Source organism: Diaphorobacter sp. HDW4B, from assembly GCF_011305535.1.
In the GTDB taxonomy this organism is placed as follows: Bacteria; Pseudomonadota; Gammaproteobacteria; order Burkholderiales; family Burkholderiaceae_C; genus Diaphorobacter_A.
The window spans coordinates 3,682,219-3,708,583 of the sequence record NZ_CP049905.1; the positions used below are offsets into that span (position 1 = coordinate 3,682,219).

At 60.2% G+C, this 26,365-nt stretch carries 20 protein-coding genes and 1 tRNA gene; 16 read left to right on the forward strand and 5 right to left on the reverse strand.

Annotated elements, in window-relative coordinates:
• Nucleotides 1–68: 68 nt before the first annotated feature.
• The 5 genes from G7048_RS16815 (at nt 69) to G7048_RS16835 (ending at nt 5,019) form a co-directional block, all read left to right on the forward strand.
• Complete coding sequence (locus G7048_RS16815) at nt 69–470, forward strand: BLUF domain-containing protein (protein WP_166069241.1); 402 nt, start codon at nt 69–71, stop codon at nt 468–470.
• A 193-nt stretch (nt 471–663) separates the two neighbouring features.
• Entirely contained in the window at nt 664–921 is a 258-nt protein-coding gene (locus G7048_RS16820; protein ID WP_166069242.1) for a hypothetical protein, read from the forward strand.
• Nucleotides 918–1,235, forward strand: coding sequence for a hypothetical protein (locus G7048_RS16825; RefSeq protein WP_166069243.1), 318 nt, complete (start codon nt 918–920; stop codon nt 1,233–1,235). Before G7048_RS16820 ends, G7048_RS16825 begins: the two co-directional genes overlap by 4 nt.
• Nucleotides 1,232–2,782, forward strand: a complete 1,551-nt coding sequence (locus G7048_RS16830) for a PepSY domain-containing protein (RefSeq protein WP_166069244.1) — start codon at nt 1,232–1,234, stop codon at nt 2,780–2,782. Before G7048_RS16825 ends, G7048_RS16830 begins: the two co-directional genes overlap by 4 nt.
• Nucleotides 2,783–2,844: 62 nt before the next feature.
• Nucleotides 2,845–5,019, forward strand: a complete 2,175-nt coding sequence (locus tag G7048_RS16835; RefSeq protein WP_166069245.1) for a TonB-dependent siderophore receptor — start codon at nt 2,845–2,847, stop codon at nt 5,017–5,019.
• Between the two features lie 67 nt (nt 5,020–5,086).
• Here G7048_RS16835 and G7048_RS16840 read toward each other — a convergent pair whose 3' ends face one another.
• Nucleotides 5,087–6,094, reverse strand: coding sequence for a sulfotransferase (locus G7048_RS16840; RefSeq protein ID WP_166069246.1), 1,008 nt, complete (start codon nt 6,092–6,094; stop codon nt 5,087–5,089).
• 240 nt (nt 6,095–6,334) lie between these two features.
• Here G7048_RS16840 and G7048_RS16845 point away from each other — a divergent pair, with 240 nt between their 5' ends.
• The 4 genes from G7048_RS16845 to G7048_RS16860 all read left to right on the forward strand — a co-directional run bounded on the left by G7048_RS16845 (nt 6,335) and on the right by G7048_RS16860 (nt 12,889).
• A complete protein-coding gene (locus tag G7048_RS16845) occupies nt 6,335–6,826 on the forward strand; it encodes a hypothetical protein (protein ID WP_166069247.1) in 492 nt (163 codons plus the stop codon).
• 55 nt (nt 6,827–6,881) lie between these two features.
• Nucleotides 6,882–7,277 carry a hypothetical protein gene (locus G7048_RS16850; protein WP_166069248.1) on the forward strand — a complete coding sequence of 132 codons (396 nt, stop codon included), beginning with the start codon at nt 6,882–6,884 and terminating at the stop codon, nt 7,275–7,277.
• Between the two features lie 34 nt (nt 7,278–7,311).
• Nucleotides 7,312–8,277 carry an META domain-containing protein gene (locus G7048_RS16855; RefSeq protein ID WP_166069249.1) on the forward strand — a complete coding sequence of 322 codons (966 nt, stop codon included), beginning with the start codon at nt 7,312–7,314 and terminating at the stop codon, nt 8,275–8,277.
• Nucleotides 8,278–8,500: 223 nt separating this feature from the next.
• Entirely contained in the window at nt 8,501–12,889 is a 4,389-nt protein-coding gene (locus G7048_RS16860; RefSeq protein ID WP_166071022.1) for an IPTL-CTERM sorting domain-containing protein, read from the forward strand.
• Between the two features lie 376 nt (nt 12,890–13,265).
• Here the strand turns inward: G7048_RS16860 and G7048_RS16865 are convergent, their stop codons facing one another.
• On the reverse strand, nt 13,266–13,859 hold the full coding sequence (locus G7048_RS16865; protein ID WP_166069250.1) for a DUF6630 family protein: 594 nt from the start codon (nt 13,857–13,859) through the stop codon (nt 13,266–13,268).
• 126 nt (nt 13,860–13,985) lie between these two features.
• Here G7048_RS16865 and G7048_RS16870 point away from each other — a divergent pair.
• A tRNA-Ser gene (locus G7048_RS16870) sits at nt 13,986–14,075 on the forward strand.
• Between the two features lie 346 nt (nt 14,076–14,421).
• Here the strand turns inward: G7048_RS16870 and G7048_RS16875 are convergent.
• Nucleotides 14,422–15,471: a LacI family DNA-binding transcriptional regulator gene (locus tag G7048_RS16875; protein ID WP_166069251.1), complete on the reverse strand. Its 1,050-nt coding sequence runs from the start codon at nt 15,469–15,471 to the stop codon at nt 14,422–14,424.
• Between the two features lie 154 nt (nt 15,472–15,625).
• Here G7048_RS16875 and G7048_RS16880 point away from each other — a divergent pair, with 154 nt between their 5' ends.
• The 3 genes from G7048_RS16880 (at nt 15,626) to G7048_RS16890 (ending at nt 19,191) form a co-directional block, all read left to right on the forward strand.
• Entirely contained in the window at nt 15,626–16,624 is a 999-nt protein-coding gene (locus G7048_RS16880; RefSeq protein WP_240933012.1) for a tripartite tricarboxylate transporter substrate binding protein, read from the forward strand.
• A 17-nt stretch (nt 16,625–16,641) separates the two neighbouring features.
• Nucleotides 16,642–18,375, forward strand: a complete 1,734-nt coding sequence (locus tag G7048_RS16885) for an amidohydrolase family protein (RefSeq protein WP_166069253.1) — start codon at nt 16,642–16,644, stop codon at nt 18,373–18,375.
• Nucleotides 18,376–18,486: 111 nt separating this feature from the next.
• Entirely contained in the window at nt 18,487–19,191 is a 705-nt protein-coding gene (locus G7048_RS16890; RefSeq protein WP_166069254.1) for an SDR family NAD(P)-dependent oxidoreductase, read from the forward strand.
• 116 nt (nt 19,192–19,307) lie between these two features.
• On the opposite strand, the gene G7048_RS16895 is transcribed toward G7048_RS16890, so the two are convergent.
• Together G7048_RS16895 and xsc are read right to left on the reverse strand one after the other, a co-directional pair.
• Nucleotides 19,308–20,258: a bifunctional enoyl-CoA hydratase/phosphate acetyltransferase gene (locus G7048_RS16895; RefSeq protein ID WP_166069255.1), complete on the reverse strand. Its 951-nt coding sequence runs from the start codon at nt 20,256–20,258 to the stop codon at nt 19,308–19,310.
• 268 nt (nt 20,259–20,526) lie between these two features.
• Nucleotides 20,527–22,344, reverse strand: coding sequence for a sulfoacetaldehyde acetyltransferase (gene xsc, locus G7048_RS16900; RefSeq protein WP_166069256.1), 1,818 nt, complete (start codon nt 22,342–22,344; stop codon nt 20,527–20,529).
• Nucleotides 22,345–22,488: 144 nt separating this feature from the next.
• On the opposite strand from xsc, the gene G7048_RS16905 reads away from it, so the two are divergent.
• From G7048_RS16905 to G7048_RS16915, 3 genes are read left to right on the forward strand one after another with little or no spacing between them, the layout of a single operon-like run.
• Nucleotides 22,489–23,322 (forward strand): IclR family transcriptional regulator, encoded by an 834-nt coding sequence (locus G7048_RS16905; protein ID WP_166069257.1) that lies wholly within the window; start codon nt 22,489–22,491, stop codon nt 23,320–23,322.
• Complete coding sequence (locus tag G7048_RS16910; RefSeq protein ID WP_166069258.1) at nt 23,315–24,304, forward strand: AAA family ATPase; 990 nt, start codon at nt 23,315–23,317, stop codon at nt 24,302–24,304. The genes G7048_RS16905 and G7048_RS16910 overlap by 8 nt, the downstream gene beginning before the upstream one ends.
• A 1-nt stretch (nt 24,305) precedes the next feature.
• Nucleotides 24,306–26,060 carry a cobalt chelatase gene (locus G7048_RS16915; protein WP_166069260.1) on the forward strand — a complete coding sequence of 585 codons (1,755 nt, stop codon included), beginning with the start codon at nt 24,306–24,308 and terminating at the stop codon, nt 26,058–26,060.
• Nucleotides 26,061–26,365 lie beyond the last annotated feature (305 nt).

Below are 26,365 nucleotides of genomic sequence, written 5' to 3' on the forward strand. Positions count from 1 at the left end.
GATGGAACGCGGAGCATTCGCTCTTTGCCCAGCGCAACCCATCTCGGCAGGGGATGCCCTCCAGTTCCATGACCCACCCACTCCAATCGCTTCTGTACGTGAGCCGCCTGGCCTCCGATGCCAACGCCAGTTGTGTGTCGGACATCATCAAGACTGCGCGCACGTTCAACGCCGCGAACGGCATCACCGGAGTGCTGGTGTTTGATGGTGAGCGATTTGCCCAGTACATCGAAGGTCCACCTGCGGCCATCGATGCATTGACCGAGAACCTGAAGCGAGACCGGCGTCATACCGATTTCACCGTTCTGCATGTGGCGCAGGACGAAGGCCATCGGCAGTTTCTGAATTGGTCCATGGGCTACAGCGATCTGGACGAGGGCCAACTGGACATCGGTGATCTGAAAACACAGGACCGGGAAAAAGCGCGCGACTTCTTTCTGGCGCGTGTGGCGCTGCTGGAGATCGTCTGATCCGTTGAACGCGGGCACTTTGTTCATGGATGCAATCTGCGCCGTGAGTGAGTGTTTGCAATAGAGCCCGGATCGACAGTACGACGTCGCGAGATGGACGCGGGTTGGCGACGCGTGCGAGCAACATTTCGGTGGAAATTGTTAATGCAAACGAATATCATTTGCCTTCCTGTAAAATATTGTGAAGCGGCAAATGCTTATTTTGGGTTGGGTGACCGCCATCGTGTCCGGATGGTTTCTATGTTTGGCGGCACCTCGATTTGACACTCGACTGCGTGGGGCAGGCGGCTTTCTGGTGGGGGCCGCCTTCTTCATTGCCAGCGTTGTCGCATTCGTGCGCGCGGGATTAGGACTTGCCGAAGCGATTTCCTGCACGCTCGCGTTGTTGATCCTCGCCGTGCCTTGTGTGAGCTGGTATCACGCGCCCAAGAAAAAGCGAGTCAAGGCATGAGCGGCGAAGTGATTCATGAGGACAGTGGCGACGAGCTGCGTGGAGCCTCGGCTTCGCGCCATCTGTTCTTCAAGGGTGTGGCGGGGCTGTTGCTGGGCTTTCCGCTGTCGCTCTGGATCAGTTGGCTGGTCATGTACTCGGGCCTCGGACCTGCGTTTGCGCCAGCACGCGATCAGGTCTCGATGTGGATGGTTGCGCCGCTGTGGTGCACGGTTCTTTCGCTGGTTTTTCTGACGAGCACGCGCTTGCGTTGCATTGTCTGGCTCGTGGGCGCGAATCTTCTTGCCGCCGGACTGTGGTGGGTGCTGCAATGAAGATCAAGGCACAGATTCTGCGCGACTACCTGGCCGTGCACAGTTGGGTGGGAATTGTCTGCGGCCTCCTGCTGTTCATCGCTTTTTACGCGGGTGCGTTCTCGATGCTGGAGCCCGAGATCCGGCAATGGACGCAGCCCGCCGTCTCCAAAGCCGATGTGAGCAACGACATCGACGAATCGTTCAAGCAGTTCCTCGCTCAGCATCCTGAAGCCAAGGGGCGGCTCAGCCTGCGCTTGCCGAATGCGGACAGCCAGACGCCGTTGATGCGTCTGTCGACCCGCGAGAGCGAAGAGTGGTTCGAGCTGCAGCGCGACGGCAAGGTGCGCGAAGCCGACATCGTCAAAGAGCCCGACAACAGCGGCAATTTTGTGGACTATCTGCATCGCAAGGGCGGCCTGCCGATTCCGCTGGAATGGGCCGAGCGGATCATCGGTGTGGTGTCGCTGCTGTATGCGCTGGCGCTGGTGTCGGGCATCGTCGTGCTGTTGCCATCGTTGGTGAAGGACCTTTTTTATCTGCGCATCGGCCCGAACCTCAAGCGCATGTGGCTCGACGTGCACAACCTGCTCGGCGTTGCCAGTTTGCCGTTCCATATCGTCATTGCGTTGAGCGCAGCCGTATTCGGTCTGCATGACTGGATCTACGACGCGCAGGACAAGTTCATCTACCGCGACGGTTTGCAGGCCACCGTGCAGCGCGACAGCATCAAGCACCCTGAAGTGGACAGATCGCAATGGCTGCCGCCGACCGAACTCCTGCGCAAGGTACGCGAGCAGGCTCCGGGGTTCGAGCCGCAGACGCTGGAGTATGTGGGCTTGGGCAGCAAGCGGGTGCGTGTGATGGTTGCGGGCAATGACGACATGCATTTCAAGCGCGGCGCGCAATACGGCTTTGGCTTTGTGCATGCGGGAACGGGCGAACTCTACGACCGCATCTATTTCCCCGGCGACAAAAGCAGCGCGCTGAGTGCATCGCTTGTCAGTTTCTTCTCACTGCATTTCGGCAGCTTTGGCGGCAATCCCGTGCGTGTGCTCTATGTGCTGCTGGGGCTGAGCGGCGCGCTGATTTTCTACACCGGCAATCTGCTGTGGATCGAGACCCGCACCAAGCGCATGCGCAAGACGCGCGAGATCGAGGAGCGGCCGCGCCATGTGCGCATCCTGTCCGGTGCCACCCTGGGTGTGTGCGTGGGTTGCGCTGCCGCACTGCCTGCGACGTTGTTCGCATCACGTCTGCTCGCCCCGCATGTGGCCGACATCGACAGCGTTCATCAGTGGACTTTCTATGTCTTGCTGTTCGGCAGCGTGGCGTTGGCGTGGCGACTGGGTACGCAGCGAGCCGCCATTCCCTTGCTGTGGTTTGCGGCGGTCTGCAACGTGCTGATTCCTGCGCTTGCCTTGCTGTATGCGGCTGCGCCTGCTTTGTTCGGCGGCGTGGCCGTCAAGACCCATCACCTCAACTTCTTGCTGTTCGAAGGCCTGTGCGCGCTGCTTGCCTTGTTCTTCGGTGGGCTGGCCATGCGTCAAAAAAATAAAGCCAGCTAACCGCCCAGCACTTCGCTCAGCACTTCTTCCTTTCTGTACTCATCTTCCAAAGGTTTTTGGTCATGCCATCTCGCTCAGCTTTCAAGCCTCGGCTCAACTTCATCGTGCTCGCGCTCATCGCGGTAAGCGCCGCTTCGCCCGCTATGGCGCAATCCAGCACAGAGACTTCGGGACAAGCGCAAACGCAAACACAAGCGCAACCCGCCACGCTTCCGCAGGTCAACGTGCGCGACAAGTACGAGCGCGAAGACCTGCCAACGCTGGCCCCCGGTCGCAAGGCCGCCAACGGTGCGCGTCTGGGCATTCTGGGAGCGACGTCCATCGTCGATGCGCCGGTGCACGTCAACGCCTACACCCGCGAGCTGGCGGAGGATTGGTCCGCGTTGTCGCTGCAGGATGTGCTGGAAAACGATGCGGCCGTCGTCTTCACCACCAACAAGGGCCACTTGCTGCAGAACTTCAACCTGCGCGGCCTCGATGTGACCGCCATGGACATCGCGACCAACGGTCTCTACGGCATTGCACCGGCCAACTCCGTGCCGATCGAAATGTTCGAGCGTGTGGAAGTGATGCGCGGCCCGAACGTGCTGCTCTCCGGCATGCCGCCGCTGGCCAGCGTGGCTGGGTCGGTCAACATGGTGACCAAGCGCGCGCTGTCGCAGCCCATTGCCGATCTGACGACCACCTACGTCTCCGATTCCTACCTGCAGGTGCATGCCGATGTGGGCAAGCGCTTTGGTCCCGAGCAGCGGCTTGGCGTGCGTTTCAATGGCGTTTATGGCTCGGGCGACATGGGAGCCGAAGACGAATCGCAAAAGCGCAAAGTGGGCGCGTTGGGCATCGACTATGTCGGCGACAAGTACCGATTTTCGCTGGATGCCTACAACAGCGTCAACAACATCGACGGTGGCAGTCCCGGCATGTTCAGCTTTCTGGGCACCTCGGCGATTCGCGGCGTAGGCACCGTGCTGGCACCGCCCAAGGGCGACGTGAACATGTTCCGCGGCACGCACGGAAAGTATGACAACAGCGGCCTGCTGGCACGCGCCGAGGTCGATTTCAATTCCAACTGGCAAGGTTACTTCGCCGTGGGCGCATCCGAAGCCGAAGGCAAGGGCTTGCTGTTCGGCACGCGTGCCATCGTGACCGGTGCGGACGGCACAACGCGCGGTGCTATCTACAACGTGCACACCCAGTCCGAGCGCCGCACGGCAGAAGCGGGAGCCATCGGCAAGTTTGAAACCGGCAGCGTGCAGCATCGCATGCAGTTGTCGTTCAACATCCTCAAGCACAAGGAGGGCACGTACAACACGGCGTGCAACTACTGCTACACCACCAACATGTACAACCCGACCACGCCGACTTTCCCGGCGGCACCCACATGGAAGGGCTACACCACCGAGAACGAATTCCGCTCCATTGCCCTGGCCGACACCATGAGCTTTGCCGACGAAAAAGTGCTCGTGACTCTGGGCCTGCGTCACCAGACCGTGAAGACGCCGATGGTGGGCGGTGCTGCTTCCAACTACAGCAAGAGCCATCTCTCGCCCATGGCTGCGGTCATCGTGCGTCCGTGGAGCGAAGACGTCTCGCTGTTCGCCAACTACACCGAAGGTCTGGAGCCCGGCCGCATCGTCGGCACCGGTTATGCCAACTCCGGTGAATCCCTTTCGCCCATGAAAACGAAGCAGGGCGAGCTCGGCGTGAAGCTCAAGGCAGGCGAGACAACGCATACCTTCAGCACCTTCCAGATCGAGAAGCCATCGGTCATCACCAACAGCAGCAACTACCAGGTGCTCGACGGCAAACAACGTCTGCGCGGCCTGGAGTGGAGCGCCTTCGGCAAGGTCGCACCCACGCTGTCGCTGCTGAGCGGTGTGGAATACATCAAGTCTCGCCAACTCAACACAGGGCTTGAAAACTACGGCGTTCCCAAGCTGCGCGCCCGCATCGGCCTCGATTGGGACACCCCCATCAAGGGCCTGACCGCAGGCGGTCGTCTGCTCTACACCGATGGCCAATGGGTCGATTCCGGCAACAAGCTGCGCGTGCCCTCATGGACCCGCCTGGACCTGATGGCCAAGTACGAAACCAAGTTTGGCGCCACACCCGTGCGCTTCAACGCCAGCGTGGAAAACGTGACCGGCAAGAAGTATTGGATCGGCATGTTCTCCGACGGCTTCGCGATGCCGGGCGCGCCGCGTACGTATCGAGTGTCGTCGACGGTGTCGTTCTGACGGCAGGAGAGCAAGGGCGAACGTCACTGAAACAAGGCATGGGGACGAGCGTTCATTGCATTGTTCGTCACCATGACGTTGGCTCTGGATGACCTTCGGGTGCTTGGTTCGCTTCAGGCGAAACAGAGTAGCCAAGCGCCTGCAGAAAATCTCCCGCGACCGCATTGAACTCGGCGATTTCTGCAGCGCTCAATGCGTCGCGCCACGACGTCAGCAATTGCGGTATCGGTGCCTGCGTTGTTCTGATTTGCTGCGCCCGGCGCTGAGTCTCGCCCACGATCACAACGCCATCATGGGTGACGCGTTCCTTGTGCTCCAAAAGTCTGCTCGCGCTGTGCTCGTGGTAACGCAGCATGACAGGATCGAATTCCAGTTGAATGAAGTCGCAGATTCGTCGCAGTTCTGCTTCCGTGTTCGAAATCAGGTTTTCATAGCGCACTTCAAGATAGTGCTGACACTGCATTGCCGCTTCGCGAGCGGCAGTCACATTGGTTCGCCAGTATTGCGCCTGCACGGCCATCGAATCCCCAGGCGAAAACCATTGCTTTCGCAGCGAGGCGGCGCTGCCCCTGCCATCGCGAATGATATGAATGAAATGTGCCTCAGGCAAAAGCTGCTGCACGTAAAGCATGCTTAGGCAATACAACGGTGTTTTGTCACCCCAGCGCGGCTTCTGAAATTTGGCCGCGTACATCCGGTAGAACAACCGGAAGCCCTCCGCATATTCAAACGGTTCCAATTGCCCGAGGGCTTGCTCGAACACTTCGCGAGCAATGCCAAAGTCCTGCCAACCCGGAGCGTCGGGCGGGAAATGCGTGACCGCATCTGCAAACCATTTCTTCGGGTTTTCCACGTCTGCAGACGGCAACTGCATGGTGAGAAAGCCCGTCTCTGGCGGGATCGCCATTTCGGGGTGCGCATCGAGCATCAACCGCAGCAACGTGGTGCCTGAGCGGGGCGATCCGACAATCATCGGCATGGGCGCTTGAGGCGATTGCCCCGGTCGGGCGCGGGTGTTGAACACGGCTTGTGAGAACCATCGTCGAATGCTGGCCACTGACTTTGTTGTTGCCACCGCGCCTCCTCTCGATTTCTTGGAAACTATCTTGGAAACGGACCCCTCAAGTTGAATGTACCTGAATCGAAAGCATGTGCTTCGAGGGATTCTGGATGAGAAGACTTGCTTGCCTATCGGGGCCGGTACAGTCTCCATTGACCCTGCGGCTTGTTGCTTCCGGGACATGCGCAATCGTTTGAGAAGTCGAAATCGTCGATGTGTCATGAAACAGTCATCTTCAAGTCACAAACTGAAGGCATGGCAAATGGCTTCATCGAAACGGAGAACGGGCTGCACTACGAAGAACACATCAGCGTGCCGCTGCGAATTTTCGTGGGCGTGATTGGTGTGGGCATGTTCGTCATCCCGATACCGTTCGTGCAGCATGCCCATTGGGGTCTGCCTGTCTGGCAATTGCTGCTGGTTGCCTTGTGCATCGTGGCGCCAAGCCTCATGGGACTGCTGTGCTTGGCGATTGCTTTGGGTCGATGCCTGCGCTTGCGTTTTGACAGTCAACGACGCCAAATGCTGCGCACTTCGCGTTGGCCCCTGGCCCCACGCTGGGCCCCGATCGACTATGCAAAGCTCGCGTCTCCCGGCATTTTGGAGCGCTCATCGGAAGACGGTCCGTTCTATGTCATCAGCCTCACTGTGCGTGGCGAGCGGCCCATGCACTTGGGTGCCTTCGACGGCCGTGAAGAAGCGGAGCGGTGGCGTCAACGCATTGCGGCGCAATTGCACTATCGGTGAACAGAGGCCGCTTCATGATTGGCAGCATGCGATTCAGCACAATGGGAGTACCGCCATGTCATTGAAACTTGAGGAAGCCAGCGCATGGCTGCATGTGCTGCGCAGCTTTCAGGTACGAAGTGGTTTGTTCGAAGATGAAGACGCCGTCGATGCTTATCTGGATGAGCGGGACGCGGAGCCGTTTGACGGCAAGTGGTCTACTGCCCATGACGTACTGGCATCATTGCTGGAGGCACTGCCTGCGCAACAACGCGATGATGTGACGCAGTTGCAGGGTCAGGCGCGTGAACAGGCCTATTTGACAGTGATACAGCAGACGGACAGTTCCGAGCTTGCGGCTTATGCAAGCGATGACGTGGGCCTCATCATTGGCTGCCTTGCGTTGGGCCACGCGGATGCATTCGTAGCGCAAATGCGCAAGGCCTACGAAGGTGGCGAGTTTCCTGCTTAGTCACCACGCGTTGAACACAACGGGAATTGTTCACATGAATCTCTCATCGGTTTTTCGGCGCATTTCTGCATCGACTGCGGTGATGGTTGTGGCGTCGCTGGTTGCGCTGGCGCAGGGCAGTCATGCTGCCGAGCGGCGTTTGGAAATGCCTGTCACGGAGGCTTCGCCGATGGCGGATCAGTTGGAGGCATATCGGTGGCATTTCCTGAAAGCCGAAGCAGCCAATGGGCAGGAGCAAACAGAGTTTGGAGTCCCGACGGATTGGCCTCGCGCCATGCAGATGGGATTTTCGGAAAAAGGCTACGGAGGAATCCATGTTTGCAATTCCATCGGATGGAAGTACACCTTGCAGGAAGGTAACGGCATTCGTTTTCATGAATTCAACTCCACAGTGATGGCGTGTGGATCCAGCGGTGAACAGTCACCGAACTCTCCCAACGACATCATGGGCCTGGAAGAGCGCGTAGGAAGGCTGCTGAACATGGTTCGAAGCTTTGCTCTGACGCTGGCGGATGAATCCACGCCACCACGTCTGACGCTCGCATTTGCAGACGGATCGCGCTGGATGTTCAGCGGAACACCGACCGTGAGAACCCAATACGGGGATAACAAGCAGCACTTGTTGTTCGAGGTGGCGGCCGAGCGGCAAACTTGCGATGAGGAAGCGGCGGATGTTCCACAGGAGTGCATCCGGGTGCGCGAGGTGCGTTGGGATACCCCCAATCGTTCCGACCCCATGCACAACGCGCGGATGAACCAACTGACCCTCAACGCTCAGGAAATGTTCACGGGAAAGATGGATTGGAGCAGTGTGGCGGCATTCAGCTACACCGGTCCGTGGCAGCTTCTGCCGGTGAACGCCATTGATGGCTTCAAGCATCACCCGGGCTCGCGTACGTTTGAGTATGTCGACAAGTACCAGTTGCGAAATCAGAGCAAGGGCGCTCCTGATGTGGCCTACGTTCACAGGGAACGCATGGCTCCGCGTTCGGCGCCTTAAGCCACGCTGGCCAAAGGGGGGATCAAGGGTGCATAGCGGCCGACAGCATTTGTACAACCAAGCAGATTAAAAAAGTATTTTGTGCTCACATGACTGTTAAATTTCGTGAATTAATCGAATTTTTTCCACTACTCGTCTGCTTGTGTAAATTAATATTATCGATATTTGATATACATAGTTTTTCTATTGCCACTCTCTCGGAGGCAATCAAAGGAGTCAGGGCATGAAGCTCGGTAGATGTTGGCGGGTGCTGGGGTTGGGTAACGCATTCTTTGGGTGGCTTTTGCTGGCCGGGGTCCTGCTGCTTTCCGGTCAGGCACACGCGCAAGGCTCAGTCGCTGTCGACGCGCCAATCAGCGCCACCGGGGGTGACAACATCACGATTCCGGTCTCGATGAGCACTGTGATAACGACATCCGGAAACAGCACATTCAACATCACGGTGGATGGGAGTCTGCTCAATGTGGCCGCTGTCTGCAACGCCGCGAGCAGCAGCGCCAATGCCTGCGCTCAGGTGTCGGGCGTTGTGAGCAATGGCTCCACGGTCACTGGCACCATCAGCAATCTGGCTCAGGGGCAAGTGGTTGTCATTAATGTGACCGCTCGGGTACCCACGGAGTCCACTTATACAGGCTATGCCAATCCCGGCAGCATTGCCACGATTGGCAGCCTGCAATTGCCGAACAACTCCACTTCCTCGTCCCAAGGCAACACCACGGTCACCTATCTTCCCTACAACATTAACTACAGTGGTGCCATCACATCGCCCTCCACTACGTTCAGCTTTGGTACGGACGAGATCGTGATGGTCAATACCTATACCAATACAGGCCCCGGCTTGGCAGATGGTATTTTCATCACTGGCGGTATGGAAACCCGTGATACGGTCAACTGGGCCTCTTCGCCCTGGGTCTTGACGGACAAGTCCATCACTTGCACCGAAAGCAATGGTGCGCAATGCCCCACGAGTTTTGATACCAGCGGCGACAGTTGGTGGGGAAAGACAGCGATTTACCAAGCACGCGTGCCAACGATGCCGGTAGGCGGGCAAGTGGTGGTAACGGTGCGCTTCAAAATTGCGCAGCCAGCGGTGGGTTCTGTGCAGTGCACAGCCTCTTGGCAAAGCGCACAAGTAAGGCAAGCCAAAATCCGCGATATCACAGGTTTGGGGCATTACATTGATTCTCTAACTGAGGAGCAGCCATTTCCCCCCCAGCTCGTGACGGCACCTGTTCCGGTTCCTGCCTGCCCTGAGACAGACTTGGAGACACAAGTAGTCACCCAACCCCCGGTCGATCTGCAACTGAACACGACCTATGACTACGAAATTGTCTTTCGCAACAATGGCCCGCTCACGGTAGACAGCTACACCGAAAGCGCGTTTTCCAACCATATTATCAACCCCTCCATTCAGGTCACGGCAACACCATGGCAGTGCACTGCCACAGGCGGAGCCACCTGCCCGGATTCCAGCGGGGTAATCACTGCCTTCCCGCCAGGTGGCGAGGTGCGAATGCGCATGACGGTGTCCTTGGCCCAAACTACCACGCCAACTTGCGGCACCTCTCCATCATGGTTTGGGCGACTGTTTGTCAGCCCAGGCCAATACACGAACAGCATTGATCCTGTCACTGGCCTGATCATTGCAGACTCGAACCCGGCGAACGATGTCGGGCGGTCTACCGATTCCAATTTGAATTTGCCACGACCAGCGTGCCCTGTGCGTGACATAGGCGCAACTGTAGATGTGATACCCGCGGCCGTGCAATTTGGCACGCCCTATGTGGTGCGAATGACCTATACCAACTACGGCCCCAGCGATATGAACTGGCCGGGTGGTCCCGACGGACCGGTGGATTTGGACGTCCGTATGGGGGGCAACACCGGCTCGACCGCTACGCTTTTTGCCAGTGCCCAGCTCAGCTGCACTGCCAGTGGCGGCGCTACCTGTCCGGCACTGACTCAACCCAGTTACTATCAGCAGCCTTTTTCTGGCAGTTGGTGGACCTATCAGTTTGGCCAGTCGTTTGGTGTGAATAATGCCTTTAGCCTTCCAACAGGCGGGGCGTTGACTTATCAGCTTACGTTGATGCCAATTGGTTATGTACCCAACACATGCCCCAATGGTGGCACTGCCCCGTTAGCCGTTCGTGTAGGTATCAGTAGCCTGGACGGGGCGGTCGATCCCGCCAACGATCCCCACCTCAATGGAGATACCAAAGAGAGCGTCACCGCCCCGGTGTGCGAGGACTTGACCATCAATAAACAGTTGCTGGTCAACGGTGTGCAAACCAATGCGGTAGATGTGAATGGCGATTTGAGCTTTAACTTGACCGCATCCGCCCCGCCCACAAGCCAAGGCGGCCAGCCAGTGACCTCCGTACTGATTGAAGACATTCTGCCCACGGGCTTTGTGTTTGACCCAGCGACCGCTGGGCAGTTTGCCTGCACCATCGTTCCTGCGGGCGACACGGTGACGCAATGCGCCACTTTGGGAAATGGCATTACGTGGGACGCTCAAACCCGCTCTCTGAAAATCAATACCTCGATGATGAACGCAGGTGCATCAGTCACTTATGCCATCGTGGGTAAAGCCGAGAACCAGGCTGGCGTATGGACCAATACAGCCACGCTCAAGCTCAACGACAATTCGTTCTACGATCCCAATCCGGTCTCCAACACATCTAACGTGGAGTTCACCGTCAATGGCATCGAGCCCACGGTGCTCAAATCGACTCTGGACCCGGTGCTGCCTGTGGCGGGCGCCAACGTGCGCTATAACCTCTCCATCAGCAATCCTGTCAGTGGCGACGCTGTCATCAACGGCAGTTTGTCGGACACATTGCCTGCGGGCTTCACGCTGGTGTCGGCCAGCACACCAGTTGTCAGCGGCGGGGCATCATTTGACGAGGTGCAAACGCCTCAGGCCGGAGCTACAACGCTCAACTGGAGCGCATTGACAATGCCGCCTGGCAGCTCGGTGAGCGTGGATATCGTGGTCAAGAGCAACCCGCAACTGACCTGCGGTCCGGCCATCATCCACAACTCAGCGACGTTTGACTACTTTGTTGGTGCGGCTGCGCGTACTGTCACCTATGATGGCCCCGCGCCTGGCCATCCGCGCGAAGACGTGACGTTCCCCTGCGTGCCCGTGGCATACGGAACATTGGCAGTGTCGATGAACGTGTATGGTCCGCAGCCACCCAATGGGTTCAGTCCTGAAGCTGGTTTGTTTGCCACCTGTACCGATATCCGCAACGGCAGCGTCACTCGTTTTCCAACCAGCGGCTATGTAACGCTGAACCAGTCGCAATCCGCGATTTTCAGCAACATCCCCGACACGCTGCAGTGCGTGGTTGCCGTGGATCCCAGCAAGCCCATCACCACACCACCGCCGGGCTATGGCTGGATGAGCAACACCCCGGTGTTCTACACCAATCCATTCACCATCGTGGCCGGACAGACAGCGAACGGATCGGCCGAATGGACACTTGTGAACAGCCTGGCCGCACTCACAGTGGATTTGACGGTGACGGGTGGCCCTGCAGGCTTCATCGCTACCGTGCCCGTGTCGGCCCTGTGCGACCAACCCGCCGTCAACACCGCCTACCCTAGCACTGGCACAGAGAACGCCAGCACACAGCAGCCTGCAGTGATCAGCGCGATCCCTGAGGGCGCCGTCTGCCAAGTGCAGCCCGGCAGCCTGCCGACAGCGCCGACAGGTTACGCTTGGCAAAGCCCCACGGTCACCGTTGCGCCGACAAGCGTAACGATCGCATCGGGCGGTAGTAGCGCGCATTTGCGAGCTGTGCTGGTGGCCGACTCGACCAATACCGGCACGGGCAGTCTGACGGTGACTTTCATGCCTACGGGCCTACCTGCAGGCTATAACCCGGTAGTGCAAGCTAGCGCCATGTGTGATCTGCCCGCTGCAGGCACGCCGTTCCCCGCCAGCGGCACATTGGCCGTAGCAGCGCAAGGCAGCAACAGCGTGGCGTCGATCCCTGTGGATGCGCACTGCGTGGTTTCGGTCGATGCGGCGCTTCTGCCTGCTGCGCCCGCTGGCTACCAGTGGCAAGGCAGCCCAGTGGTTACGCAGCCAAACGCCATCACCACCAGTGGTGTGACGGCTGCCATCACCTGGGTGATGGTTCCCATCCAAATCGGAGGTAACACAGGCAGTCTGAGCATCAGCTTTGTGGCAACCGGGGCGCCTGTCGGCTACACACCTACGGTACAGACCTACGCGATTTGCAGTCTGCCCACTGCGGGCACGCGTTACCCTGGCAGCGGCACGCTGGGGGTGCAGGCGCAAGGAAGTGCAGGCGTGCTGCAGTCCATTCCTGTCGGCGCACAGTGCGTTGTCTCGGTAGACATGGCGCAACTGCCCGCCGCGCCCACTGGCTACCAGTGGCAAGCCAATCCTGTAGTGACGCAGCCCAATGGCATTACTGCAAACGGAGTGACAGCGACCATCTTCTGGACCATGGTGTCGACTAACGCAGGCCAAGCAATGCCTGTTCCATCTTTGGGTCAGTGGGCGCTGATACTGCTCTCCCTTGCTTTGGCCGGATTTGCCGCAACAAGCTTGCGCCGCAGCCGAACGCATTGATTCAAGTGGAGGAGGGTGTGTGACACAACCTCCTCCCTTGAATATGCTGCCAGTTCTTGCTTTCCTTGCAACGGCCATTTCCGCAGCGACGCCGATTTCGTCGAAATCTGCATATCTGTCTGAAAGGTAAATTTCAGTGCTATAACTTCAGCTTCGAGTCGCGGAGAGGTGGCAGAGTGGCCGAATGTACCTGACTCGATATCAGGCGCTGCAGCAATGCAAACCTGAATTCGAATCCCACCCTCATTGATAAGAATTCATGAAAGACGGGTTCCTGCGTTCCGTTTTGCATTGCTACCTTCTGGATGGCCTGTCTTGATAAGTGGCATCTAATCCTTGCAGTTCTCAAGTCTGCGGGCAGTTTGACGTGGTTGTTCTAAAGTGCAAACAACCTCCCTCCCACGCGGTTTGCCAGTTCCTCAAGAGGCTTTACGTCCTCCAGCGCCAGCAGGCTCAGTGGGTAGCTATCGCTGTCGATATCGAAGGTGACCAGCGCGACACCCTGCGAGCGCAGATGGACACTGGCCTCCATCAACGCATCATGACCCGTGGCTTTGCTGTCCGCGAGAGCATCTAGAGAAAGCCCGCGTTGCCGCGAGGATTGAAGTTGTTGAACGCCCCAGATTACGTCTCCCATGTCCAGTTTCCAATCCATCTCATGGAGCTGTCCCCGGCGCTGCAAGCCATCTACCAGCGCCAACCAGGGAGATACAGCGTCCGGACTTTCGATGCCCCGATTGGCAAGATCGTCGGCAAAGCGGCTGTAGTAATGCTCAGGCTCGTTCAGCGCCTGCTCCACTTCGCTCCATAGCGCGTCCGCATCATCCGGGACCAGTGCCCTCCCTGCTGCGGCACACAACGCTCGCCAATGCTCGGCATTTGCCGGCGAAGCATCGGGCGCAGGTGACTGCGGGCCCGTGGAGGCGGGGTCGTTGCTGATCAGTTTCCGAAGCCATGTGAACACGCTCATGTGAAAGTCATCCTCAACTTTTTATGAATGCAGTGGCACGCTTGGACAGACGGGCGCTGCACGGAAAAAATATCAAGTCTGCCAAAACACCAAAAATTCCCTGCTATAATTTCAGCTTCGAGTCGCGGAGAGGTGGCAGAGTGGTCGAATGTACCTGACTCGAAATCAGGCGTAGCAGCAATGTTACCGTGGGTTCGAATCCCACCCTCTCCGCCAACTCACTAGCAAACAAGCGCCTTTAGGGCGCTTTTTTGTTGTGCCCATCAATCTACCCATCCATTTCTTGGGGTTGTGAGTCCAGGAAAGGGCTCGCGATTGCATGCGGATCCACATCGGACTACCCCAACCGGGATGGTCGTCACTTCCACAGTCGCCCCCTGACGGTTGTAGAGCGTCACGGCGCAGGGTGTTGTTGGTCTTGTTCCTGGCTTGAGCACGGTTGCATGCCGTGGATGTTGGTGCCAGTGAGCGCCGCTTTATGCGGTGCGATCGCGGTGGCGATGTGGCTGCGGTGGGTTGAATTGAATGGAGTTGATGGGTGCGTCGTTGTGCGACGCACCGCTCACTTTCGGCTCGCAGGAGCGCCGCAGCTTTCGCGGATTTTCAACTGAACTTCCAGTGCGTGCGGGTCGCTGCCCATGGCTTCGCCGAGTTGGCTGAGCAGGTAGTGGCCGGCCTTCATGCCGACTTCGCGGATGGGGATGTGCAGCGTGGTGAGCGGGGGATTCACGTAGGCTGAGAAATCGTTGTCGTTGAAGCTGGCCACCGACATGTCGCGTGGCACGCGCAGCCCGCTTTCCTGCAGACCCCGCATGGCGCCGACGGCCAGGTAGTCGCTGGCGCAAAGGATGGCCGTGATGCCGGTGCTTGCCGAGAGCAATTGTTTGGCAGCATGTCGCCCTTGCTCGAAGCCGTGTTCCGTGTAGATGCAAGCGTCGGGGTTGATGTGCAGGCGATGTTTCTTTGCCGCAGCCTTCACGCCTTGCAGACGCAGGCGTGAGCGGTAGCGCAGGGGGCTCTGGGTCTGCCCCCAGATCAGACCGATTTCCTTGTGGCCGAGATCCGCGAGATGCTCCAGTGCAATGCGCCCGTTGCGCGATTCATCGAGTCCGATGCAATGCCCGCCGCCCTTGGGATCACCCCACAGGTGGGCATGAGGAATGGGGTAGCGAGCGAGGATTTCGGTGGTCTGCTCCAGGCCCTCGAAACCCAGCAGGGCGATGGCATCGACGCCCCGGGCGAGCATGGCCGCAAGTGCCGTGAATTCGGTCTTGCCATCCGGAACCGGCGCTGACAGAAGCAGTGTGTAGCCTTTTTTGGCGACCTCACTCTCCAGTCCCTCCACGACCTGCGCGAAGTTGGAGCTGCCGAACTTGAGGATCACCGCGCCGATGGTGTGACTGCGCCGCATCGCGAGTGCGCGGGCCGCGCCGTTGACGACATAGCCAAGCTTCTGCACGGCCTGCATCACGCGGTCCCGGGTTTCCTCGCTGATCATTTCCGGGCGGCTCAAGGTGCGCGAGACGGTGCCTGTGGATACGCCAGCCATGGCGGCCACATCGGCGAGGGAGGCGGGCTTGTTCGCGGATGGCTGGGCGGTCTTCTGGTTCATGGATGCGTGATGGCAGCGCAGTTCACAAATTTGTGAATTTGCTAGTGGTATTCCCCAGATATTAGCTGCATCGGCTGCGCATACCATTTTATGCAAGCGCTTGCATTGAGTTGGATTGGCAATTATTCGAACATCAACCCACATGGAGATAACCATGGCTCGTAAGTACACAAGACGCTCCTGTCTTGCTCTGGGCGCTTTGGCCCTGAGCGTTTGCAGCTCGCCGATGGCCTGGGCCGAAGAGGTCTGGCCGCAGCCCGGAAAACCCATCCGCATCGTGGTGCCGCTGCCCGCGGGATCGGGCTCCGATGTGGCTGCGCGCCTGCTGGGCAAGCTGATGAGCGATGAGCTCAAGGGGCACCCGGTCATCATCGACAACAAGCCCGGAGCGTCGACGATGATCGGCGCGCAGGAGGTGGCACGTGCGCCTGCCGATGGACACACGCTGCTCTACACCATCGTCGTCACGCACACGCAGAACCCGCATCTGTACGCCAAGCTGCCGTACGACCCGGTGAAGGATTTCACGCCGCTGGCGCAGGTGATGAAGTCGGCCACGGTGTTGATCGCCGCGCCGAATGCACCGTTCAACAACCTCAAGGAACTGGTGGCCTATGCCAAGGCCAACCCGGACAAGATGAACTATGCGAGCTATTCGCCGGGCTCCACTTCGCATTTGAATGCCGAGCTGCTGCAGATGCGAACCGGCACCAAGATGCTGCATGTGCCCTACAAAGGCGCGACGGATGCGTCGCGGGCCTTGGTGGCAGGCGATGTACAGATCTACTTTGACGGCACGGCCAGCGCGGTGTCGCTCATCAAGGCTGGCAAGGCCAAGGGAATCGGCGCGGCGACGCCGGTGCGCGTGCCTGCGTTGCCGGATCTGCCGACGATCCAGGAGCAGGGCGTGGAGGGCATCAACATCGTGGGCTGGCAAGGCATGTTCGGCTCGGGAAAGATGTCGCCGTCACTGACCGAGAAAGTCAGTGCGGTCATCAGCAAGGCGTCTCGCTCCAAGGAAATGCTGGCGTTGATCGAGACGCAGGGCAACGAGGCGTCGGGCGCCGGTGCAGCGGAGTTCGCGCGCATTGTGGCGAACGACAGCGTGAAGTGGGGCGAGGTCATCAAGGCCGCCGGTATTCGTCTGGATTGAGAAGGCAGGAACACAACATGTTTGATACCGTTATTCGAGGTGGCCGGATCGTCGATGGCACGGGCGCGCCCGCATTCGAAGGTGACCTTGGCATTCGCGATGGAAAGATTGCGGCCGTGGGCGGCAAGCTGGAATCCGGCAAGCAGGAGATCGATGCGCATGGCGCGCTGGTCACGCCAGGCTGGGTGGATGTGCACACGCATTTCGATGGACAGGCGACGTGGGACCCGTATCTGAGTCCGTCCACCGACCATGGCGTGACGAGCGTCGTCATGGGCAACTGCGGCGTGGGATTCGCGCCCGTGAAGGCCGATCGCCGTGACTGGCTGATCCGCGTGATGGAGGGGGTGGAGGACATTCCCGGCACGGTTTTGTCGGAAGGCATTCGCTGGGATTGGGAGACGTTTCCTGAATATCTGGATGCACTCGCGCGCATGCCGCGAGCCCTCGACATCGGCGCGCAGATTCCGCATTCCGCGCTGCGCACCTACGTGATGGGCGAGCGCGGTATCACGCACGATGAAGCCACGCCCGACGACATCCGTCAGATGATCGCTGCGGTGAAGGAAGGGCTCAAGGCCGGTGCGCTGGGCTTCTCGACCACGCGGACCTTCATCCACAAGTACGAAACGCGCAAGTTTCCGCCCGGCACGTTTGCCACGCCGGATGAAATCCTCGGCATTGCGCGCGCGATGAAGGAGGTCGGGCACGGCGTGTTCCAGATGACGTCCAACCACTACCAGATGGAGACCGAGTTTCCGTGGCTCCGGCAGATTGCGCAGGACAACCAGTTGCCCGTGGCGTTCGCGCTGGTGCAGACCGATGGAACGGTCGAGAACTGGAAGCGCCTGCTGACCAGCCTCGATCAGGCGCACAAGGACGGCGTGCCGATCTATGGTGCGGTGGCCGGTCGGCCAGCGGGCATTCTGATGGCGTGGCAGGGATCGATCCACCCCTTCATGGCGCACGATGTGTGGAAGCAGATGGCGGCGTTGCCCTGGGAGGAAAAGCTCAAGCGCTTGCGTGATCCGCAGATTCGTGCGCAGCTCACCGACATGCAAGCGCTGTTGGGCTCGGCGGAGTTCGATTCGCGCCTTGCCTACCTCACCCAAAGCTTCCAGAAGATGTACGCACTCGGTGCCGAGCCCGACTACGAGCCGCCGCAGGAGCGCAGCATTGCGGCCATTTCGCAGCGTGATGGTCGCAGCCCGCTGGAGATCGCCTACGACATGCTGATGGAGCAGGACGGCAAGGGCATCATCTATTTTCCGAGCTTCAATTACGCCTACAACGATTTGAGCCAGTTGCACACGCAGCTCCAGCATCCAAGCACGATGATGAGTCTGGCCGATGGTGGCGCGCATTGCGGCTACATCTGCGATGTGAGCATGCCGACCTACATGCTCACGCACTGGGTGCGCGACCGTCAGCGTGGGCCACGTCTGCCGCTTGAGCACATCGTGAAGAAGCAGACCATGGACACTGCCAACATCTACGGCATGCGTGATCGCGGGCAGCTCAAGCCGGGTTATCTGGCCGATGTGAACATCATCGACTTCGACAAGCTGCGCCTGCCGCCGCCTTATGTGGCCTTCGATCTGCCTGCCGGTGGACGGCGTTTGAACCAGACGGCCGAGGGCTATGTGGCGACGCTCAAGCGCGGCCAGATCATCATGCAGAACGGCAAACCCACAGGCGCGTTGCCCGGCGGGCTGGTGCGCGGTCCGCAGGCGAAACCGCAATCGGTCTGAACCTGGCTTCGAGCATCCCGCTCGCGTGTATGGAAATGAGGAGTCTGCGCCCGTCGCGATGCCATGATGGGCGCACTTCCAATCTTCGGACGAGCGAAAGGCATCTCTCTCATGAGCAACGAACAAACCAGGACAGCCATCATCACCGGCGCAGGCGGCGCACTGGGATCCGCTGTGGTCACGCATCTGCTGGAACAGGGCTTTCAAGTGGTGGCGCTGGAGCGGCATCCCGAGCATGTGCAGGCGCGCTTTGGTGATGCAGGCGAAGCGAACGCGCGGCTGTTGGCGTTGGCATGTGATGTGACCGATGTGGCGAGCTGCAAGGCGGCCTGCGAGCAGACCGTGCAGCGCTTTGGGCGCATCGATGTGCTGTGCAACATCGCGGGTGGATTCAGCATGGGCGCTTCGACGGCTGCGGATGCGGTCGCGCAGTACGAGCATCTGATGAGCCTGAACGCGGGCGCGGTGTTCAAGATGGTTCACTGCGTGGCGCCGGTCATGTTGCAGGCAGGGGCGGGCAGCATCGTCAACGTCGGCGCGCAGTCGGCGCTCGCGGGCCAAGCGAACATGGCGGCGTATGGCGCGTCCAAGAGTGCGGTGATCCGCATGACCGAATCGTTCGCCAGGGAGTTCAAGGCGCAGGGCGTGCGGGTGAACTGCATTCTGCCCGCCACCATCGACACGCCGCAAAACCGCAAGGACATGCCCGATGCGGATTTCTCGCAGTGGACTTCGCCCGAGAAGATTGCGCAGGTGATCGGCTTCCTGGCGTCCGAGCAGTCGGCTGCGGTGAACGGCGCGAGCATCGCGGTCTGAACGAAAAAATGCCGAGGCTGCTCGCAAGAGCAACCTCGGCAACTACAAGACCCTTGCAGGGGTCGACTTCGAAAGCAACTGGGGAAATGGAATAAATAAGGACGAGGCGTCGCGTCTCAGCTTGCCAGCACGGCCAGCGCGCAGGATGCGATGCGGGCCTCGACGGAGTCGGAGCGGCTGGTGAGCACGATGGGCACGCGCATGCCGAGCACGATGCCGGCGCATTCCGCGTCGGCCATGTACACGAGCTGTTTGTAGATCATGTTGCCGGCTTCGAGGCTGGGCACGAGCAGCACGTCGGGGCGGCCTGCGACTTCGGAGGCGATGCCCTTGTTCTGCGCGGAGCGCAGCGAGATCGCGTTGTCGTAGGCGAGTGGGCCGTCGACGATGCCGCCGGTGATCTGGCCACGGTCGGCCATCTTGGACAGGGCGGCCGCGTCGATGGTGCCGGGGATGGCGGGGTTCACGGTCTCGACGGCGGAGAGCACGGCCACGCGCGGCTTGTCGATGCCGATGGCCTTGGCCAGTTCGATGGCGTTCTGGGCAATGTCGCGCTTGGCCATGAGGTCGGGGAAGATGTTGACCACGCAGTCGGTCATGAGCAGCGGGCGCTCCATGCCGGGCATGTCCATCACGAACACATGGCTGGCGCGGCGGCTTCCGCGCAGACCAGCTTCCTTGGCAACGGCTGCGCCCAGCAGTTCGTCGCTGTGCAGGCTGCCCTTCATCAGCGCCTTGGCGGCTCCGTCGCGACACAGGATGGCGGCTTGTGCAGCGGCGGCGCGTGGGTCATCGGCGGTGCTGTGGATTTCTGCGTGGCTCAGGTCGAGCCCGGCCTGTGCGGCAGCGGCTTCGATACGCTCTTTCGGGCCGACGAGCAACGGCTTGATCAGACCCGCTTCGGCGGCTTGCATGGCGGCTTGCAGCGAACCCGCATCGCAGGGATAGGCGACCGCGACCGGAATCGCACCTTTGGCACGCGCCTGTTCGAGCAAACGGTCGAGATGCGGACGTGGCTTGTGTGCTGTGTTGTCCACGGCGACAGTGATGTGGGGGGTGGAAGCCATGGTGCGTGTCTCCGGTGCTTGTCGTGTCTTGTTGGATGGGTTCCGGTGCTATCGGCATGCTGCCGTTGTCACCCTCGCCTCAACGCTTTCTGGCCTTGTGGAGAAAGCGCTGAGGTGAGGGCACATTCCGGCAAGCCGGAATGTGCCTTTGATCGGGGCGGAGTTCACGCATGGCGCGGCGCTAGGCCAGCCGCCGCCGCGCAAGGGCCGCCCCGCGGCGCTGGCGGCGTCCCCCTCGGGGGGAAGGCGCGCAGCGACTCAGGGGGGATCACACGAAATCCTTGTACTTTTCCAGCAGGCGCACAGGCTTGGCCAGCGCGTCGCGGCGGAATGGGTCGCCCAGTTCGCGGGTGCACATGATTTCGATGACGCAGGTCTTGCCTTCGTTCATCTGCATGTCGATGGCCTTCTTCAGGGCCGGGCCCACGTCTTCGAGCTTGTCGACGACAATGCCTTCTGCGCCCATGGACTTGGCGATTTCCGCCCAGCTTTCGCTCTCCAGCTCGCCAGCGATGAAGCGGCGGTTGTAGAAGTCCACCTGGTTCTTCTTTTCTGCGCCCCATTGGCGGTTGTGGAACACCACGGCAGTCACTGGAATGTCGTGACGCACGGCGGTCATCACTTCCATCATGGACATGCCCCATGCGCCGTCGCCGGCGTAGGCCACGGCAGGACGGTCCATGGCTGCGCACTTGGCGCCGATGATGGTGGGCAGTGCGTAGCCGCAGTTGCCGAACGACATCGGAGCGAAGAACGAACGTGGCTCGTCAAAGCGCAGGTAGCTGTTGGCCACCGAGTTGATGTTGCCGATGTCGGTGGAGACCATGACGCGGGCAGGCATCGCCTTTTCCAGTTCGCGCAGAACCTGGCGTGGGTGCAGGTACTCGCCGCCAGTCGGTGTCTTTTCCTTCTTGGCTTCTTCGATCATGTCGAGGCTGTAGGCATCGCGTTCGTGCGTCCAACCGTCGAGTTCCTTTTCCCATGCGGCCTTTTCGGAAGCCACGGTGTCAGCACGTGTGGCCTTGGTGGCGTCGCAGCTCAGCGTGACGTTGGCCAGGCGCTTGACCAGCTCTGCCGCCACGGCCTTGGCGTCGCCGTTGATGCCCACCGAGATCTTCTTGACCAGACCCAGATTGGTGTGATCGGCTTCGACCTGAATGATCTTCGCGGTCTTGGGCCAGTAGTCCATGCCGTGCTGTGGCAGTGTGCCGAATGGGCCCATGCGGGAACCCAGTGCGATCACCACGTCGGCTTGGGCGATCAGCTTCATCGCGGCCTTGGAGCCTTGGTAGCCCAGAGGGCCGGCCCACAGTGGGTGCTTGGCGGGGAATGCGTCGTTGCGCAGGTAGCCGGTGGCCACGGGTGCGCCCAGACGTTCGGCCAGCGCTTGTGCTTCAGGCACTGCATCGCCCATGACCACGCCGCCGCCCGCCAGAATGACGGGGAACTTGGCGGTCTTCAGCAGTTCGACGGCAGCTTCCAGGCTGGCTTCGCCGCCGTGGCCGCGGTCCACGCGCATCGGCTTTGGAATCTCGCACTCGATTTCGCCGTAGAAGTAGTCGCGTGGAATGTTCAGTTGCGTCGGGCCCATTTCGGACATGGCGCGGTCGAAGCAACGGCCGGTGAATTCAGCCATGCGCTTGGGGTTGCACACGTGGCCTTGGTACTTGGTGAATTCCTGGAACATCGGCAGTTGGTTGGCTTCCTGGAAGCCGCCCAGACCCATGCCCATGGTGCCGGTTTCCGGCGTGACGATCACGACCGGGCTGTGTGCCCAGTAAGCGGCGGCAATGCCGGTCACGCAGTTGGAGATGCCGGGGCCGTTCTGACCGATCACCAGACCGTGGCGGCCCGAGACGCGGGCGTAGCCGTCGGCCATGTGGGCAGCGCCTTGCTCGTGCACCACGGGGATCAGGCGGATGCCGGCGGGAGCGAAGATGTCCATGGCGTCCATGAAGGCCGAGCCCATGATGCCGAACATTTCGGTCACGCCGTTGGCAACGCAGGTTTCCACGAAGGCTTCGGATGGGGTCATCTTTGTGACGCCCTCGACCACCTTACGATTGTCAGCTTTAGCTTTGGTCATCTTTGTCTCCTACGGATGAGATGTGAAAGTGGAACTTTATGTTCCGAAAAAAGAGATTACGGACGCAAGTCTACGAGATTTTTTTGCAGAAGTGCAAGAAATTTCTTTTTTCGGAATAAATTGACTCAAAAAACGGAACTCAATATGATCGATGACGTTATGAAGAACACAGACAACAGCTCGACCAAACTGGATGGGGACACGCCCAACCTGCGTCTGTTTGCGCTTCTGGAGGTCATCGCGCAGAAGGACACGCCTTTCACGCTGCAATCCATCGTGGAAGAAACCGGTCTGCCCAAGCCCTCCATGCACCGCATGCTCACGCAACTGGAGACGGCCGGCATCCTGCAGCGCGAAGGCAATGGCCGCCACTACGCCACGGGCCGCCGCCTGATGCGGCTGGCAGAGAACGTGCTGCTCAACAACACCACGCACGGCGCGCGCCATGCGGTGCTCAGCCATCTGGTGAACGAGCTGGGCGAGAGCTGCAACATCACCGCGTTCTCGGGCAGCGAGGTGCTGTACCTCGACCGCGTGGAAACGCCCGCGCCGCTGCGCTTTTATCTGCACCCCGGCTCGCGCGTGCCTGCGCATTGCTCGGCCACGGGCAAGCTGTTTCTGAGCCAGATGGCACCGGCGCAGCGCCGCCGCCTGCTCTCGGCCGCACCGCTGGAGGGCTTTACCAACAACTCGTTCACCACGTTCGATGCGCTCGATGCCGAGCTCGACAAGGTACGTGATCAGGGCTACGCGTTCGACAACGAAGAATTTCTGCCGGGCCTGCTGTGCCTTGGCGTGCTGGTGCCTTCGCGCAGCGGCACCGCAAACAGCAACTCCAACATGGGCCTTGCGGTGCAGGCGCCCATCATGCGTTTCTCGAAAGAGAAGGCGCTGTCCTTTCTCCCCAAGTTGCAGGCCGCTGCGGAAGCGATTGCCCGCATCAACGACGATGTTCCGCCTGGAGCAGACGATGACTGACCTGACCCAACTGCAACCCACGAACACCATCAGCGTGCGCGACGTGTTCGGTATCGACACCGACATGCGCGTGCCCGCATTTGCCGAACGCTGCGAGCATGTGCCGCAGGTGGATGAGGCCTACCGTTTCAATCCACAGGTGACGCTCGCGATTCTTGCGGGCTTCGCGCACAACCGCCGCGTGGTGATCCAGGGACTGCACGGCACGGGCAAATCCACCCACATCGAACAGGTCGCCGCGCGTTTGAACTGGCCCTGCGTGCGCGTGAACCTCGACGGTCACATCAGCCGCCTCGATCTGGTCGGCAAGGACATCATCACGCTGCAGGATGGCAAGCAGGTCACGCAGTTTCAGGAAGGCATCCTGCCGTGGTCGCTGCAGCGCCCGGTCGCCATCGTGTTCGATGAATACGATGCCGGTCGCCCCGATGTGATGTTCGTGATCCAGCGCGTGCTCGAGCGCGAAGGCAGCTTCACGCTGCTCGACCAGAAGCGCGTGATCCAGCCGCATCCGTTCTTCCGCCTGTTCGCCACCATGAACACGCTGGGGCAGGGCAATCTGAGCGGCCTCTATCACGGCACGCAGATGCTCAACCACGCGCAGCTCGACCGCTGGAATCTGGTGACCACGCTGAACTATCTGGCACCCGCAGAAGAAGCCGCCATCGTGCTCGCGCGCGTTCCGCAATTGGATACGTCGCAGGGCCGTCATCAGATCGACGCGATGGTGGCGCTGGCCAATCTCACGCGCAAGGGCTTTGCGGTAGGCGACCTCTCGCTGCTCATGTCGCCGCGCACGGTGATCACCTGGGCCGAGAACGCTCAGATTTTTCATGACGTGAAGCTGGCGTTCGAACTCTCGTTCCTCAACAAATGCGAGCAGGCGGAACGCGCCATCGTGGCCGAATATTTTCAGCGCTGCTTCGGCCAGGAGCTGACACAGCCTGCGCACGACCCAGCCTTGCAGGTGTCCGTTGGCTGAAATGGGGCAGGAGACGATAGGCGACGCGTCGAACAACATCAACAAGCCTGTCGAATCCCAAGCGCCCACGAATCCGAACGATCCGACGCTTGCTGAAATGGAAGCCTGGGGTGGTGCCATGCTGCGTGCCATCACCGGCGACGAAACGCTGCAATGGAGTGGCCAGACGCTGTACGCAGGCACCATGCCGCAGGTGCTGCCAGCGGCGCACCACACCAACGTTCCCGTGGCGCTGGTGGACCAACGCGGCATGCTCGACAGCGTGGGCCTGCGCCTGCGCCTGAGCGATCAGGAACTGCATCGCACGCATCTGCCCGGCGATCCCATCGAACGCATGGTGTTCGAGTTGCTCGAGCAATTGCGCATCGAAAGTCTGGTGCCGAGCAGCTGGCCCGGCGCGCGCGACAACATGCGCCAGCGCTTTCTGCACTGGGCGCAATCGTTCATGGATTCGGGCCTTACCGAAAGCAGCCTCGGCATTCTGCTGTTCGCCGTCGCAACCATCGCGTGGAGCCGATTGACCGATCAGGAAATGTCGGACCGCATGTCCGACACCATCGAAGCCACGCGCATGGCCGTGTCTCCGCATCTGGGCCAATACTGGGTGCAACTGCGCCGTCGGCGCGAAGATCAAGCCGCCTTCATCGAACCTGCATTGGCCGTTGCCCGCTGGGTCGGTGAAGCCGTTCGCGCCGCGCAGGAAGATGCGCCACGCGGCAACGCCAACCCCAAGCGCCGCAGCAGCTTTGCGCTGCCGCTGCACTTTGAATCGCAGAACCTCGACGAGCTGCCACTCGCCCAAACCGGCGACAGCCGCGCATGGGCCAGCTCATCGCAAACCTACCGCGTTTTCTCGCGCCAGTACGACCGCGAAGAGCAGGCCGTCGATCTGATTCGCACCTCGCAACTCATCGAATTTCGCGAGCAACTGGACAACGAAATCGTGCACTCGGGCCTGCACATAGGCCGCCTCGCGCGTTATTTTCAACAACGCTTGGCGACCAGCCAGCGCGACGGTTGGAGCTTCGGACTCGAAGAAGGTTATCTCGACGGCGGCCGCCTGACGCAATTCGTCAGCGACCCGCAGCAACGCGCGATCTTCAAGGACGAGGCACAGCGCCCGATCAACGAAACCGCCGTCACCTTTCTGCTCGACTGCTCGGGCTCGATGAAGTCCAACGCCAAGCCCATGTCCATGCTCGTCGACGTGCTCGGCCGTGCGCTCGACATGGCAGGCGTGAGCGTCGAAGTGCTGGGTTTTTCCACCAACGCCTGGAACGGCGGCCGCGTACGCCGCGAATGGCAACGCGCAGGGCAACCGCAATTTCCGGGTCGCTTGAACGAGCGCCTGCACATCATCTTCAAGGACGGCCACAAACGCTGGCGTCACGGCAGACAAGGCATAGCAGCCCTGCGCAAACCCGACATCTTCCGCGAAGGCATCGACGGCGAAGGCGTGGAATGGGCCTGCCAACGCTTGCTTGCGCGGCCTGCGAAGCGCCGCATTCTGATGGTGATTTCGGATGGGTGTCCGATGGATACCGCCACGCATCAGATGAATGATGAGCACTATCTCGACCAGCACTTGCGGCAGGTGATTGCTGCGCGTGAGCGGGCTGGGGATGTGAAGATCTGCGCGCTCGGCGTGGGGCTGGATTTGGGGGTGTTTTATCGGTCGCGGGTGGCGATCGATCTTCATCAGCAGATCGATGAGGGGCTGCTTTTTTCTGTTGCTGAACTGCTTTGCAAGAAGTGATACTTTTGGGCTTCTGCTAGGTGGTTGTTTTCCGATGCCGGGAATTCCGCCCGGCGGCGGAGTCCCTTTTTGCTTGCGCGCAAAAAGGAACCAAAAACGCGCTTTGAATACCCACGATAGAACTCACTGCGCGCCGGAGACGCTCCGTTCGGGCAACTATCGTGAGTCAGACCAAAAGCTGGGGAGGGGGCTGCTGCATTCTGCGATGCAGCAGCGGAGGCGCAAGTCTCGCGACGGAATGATCTTGGTTGCTGCTCGCGTCAAAAAAACACGCTTCAAATTCGTCACAAAACTTGCGTACCAAC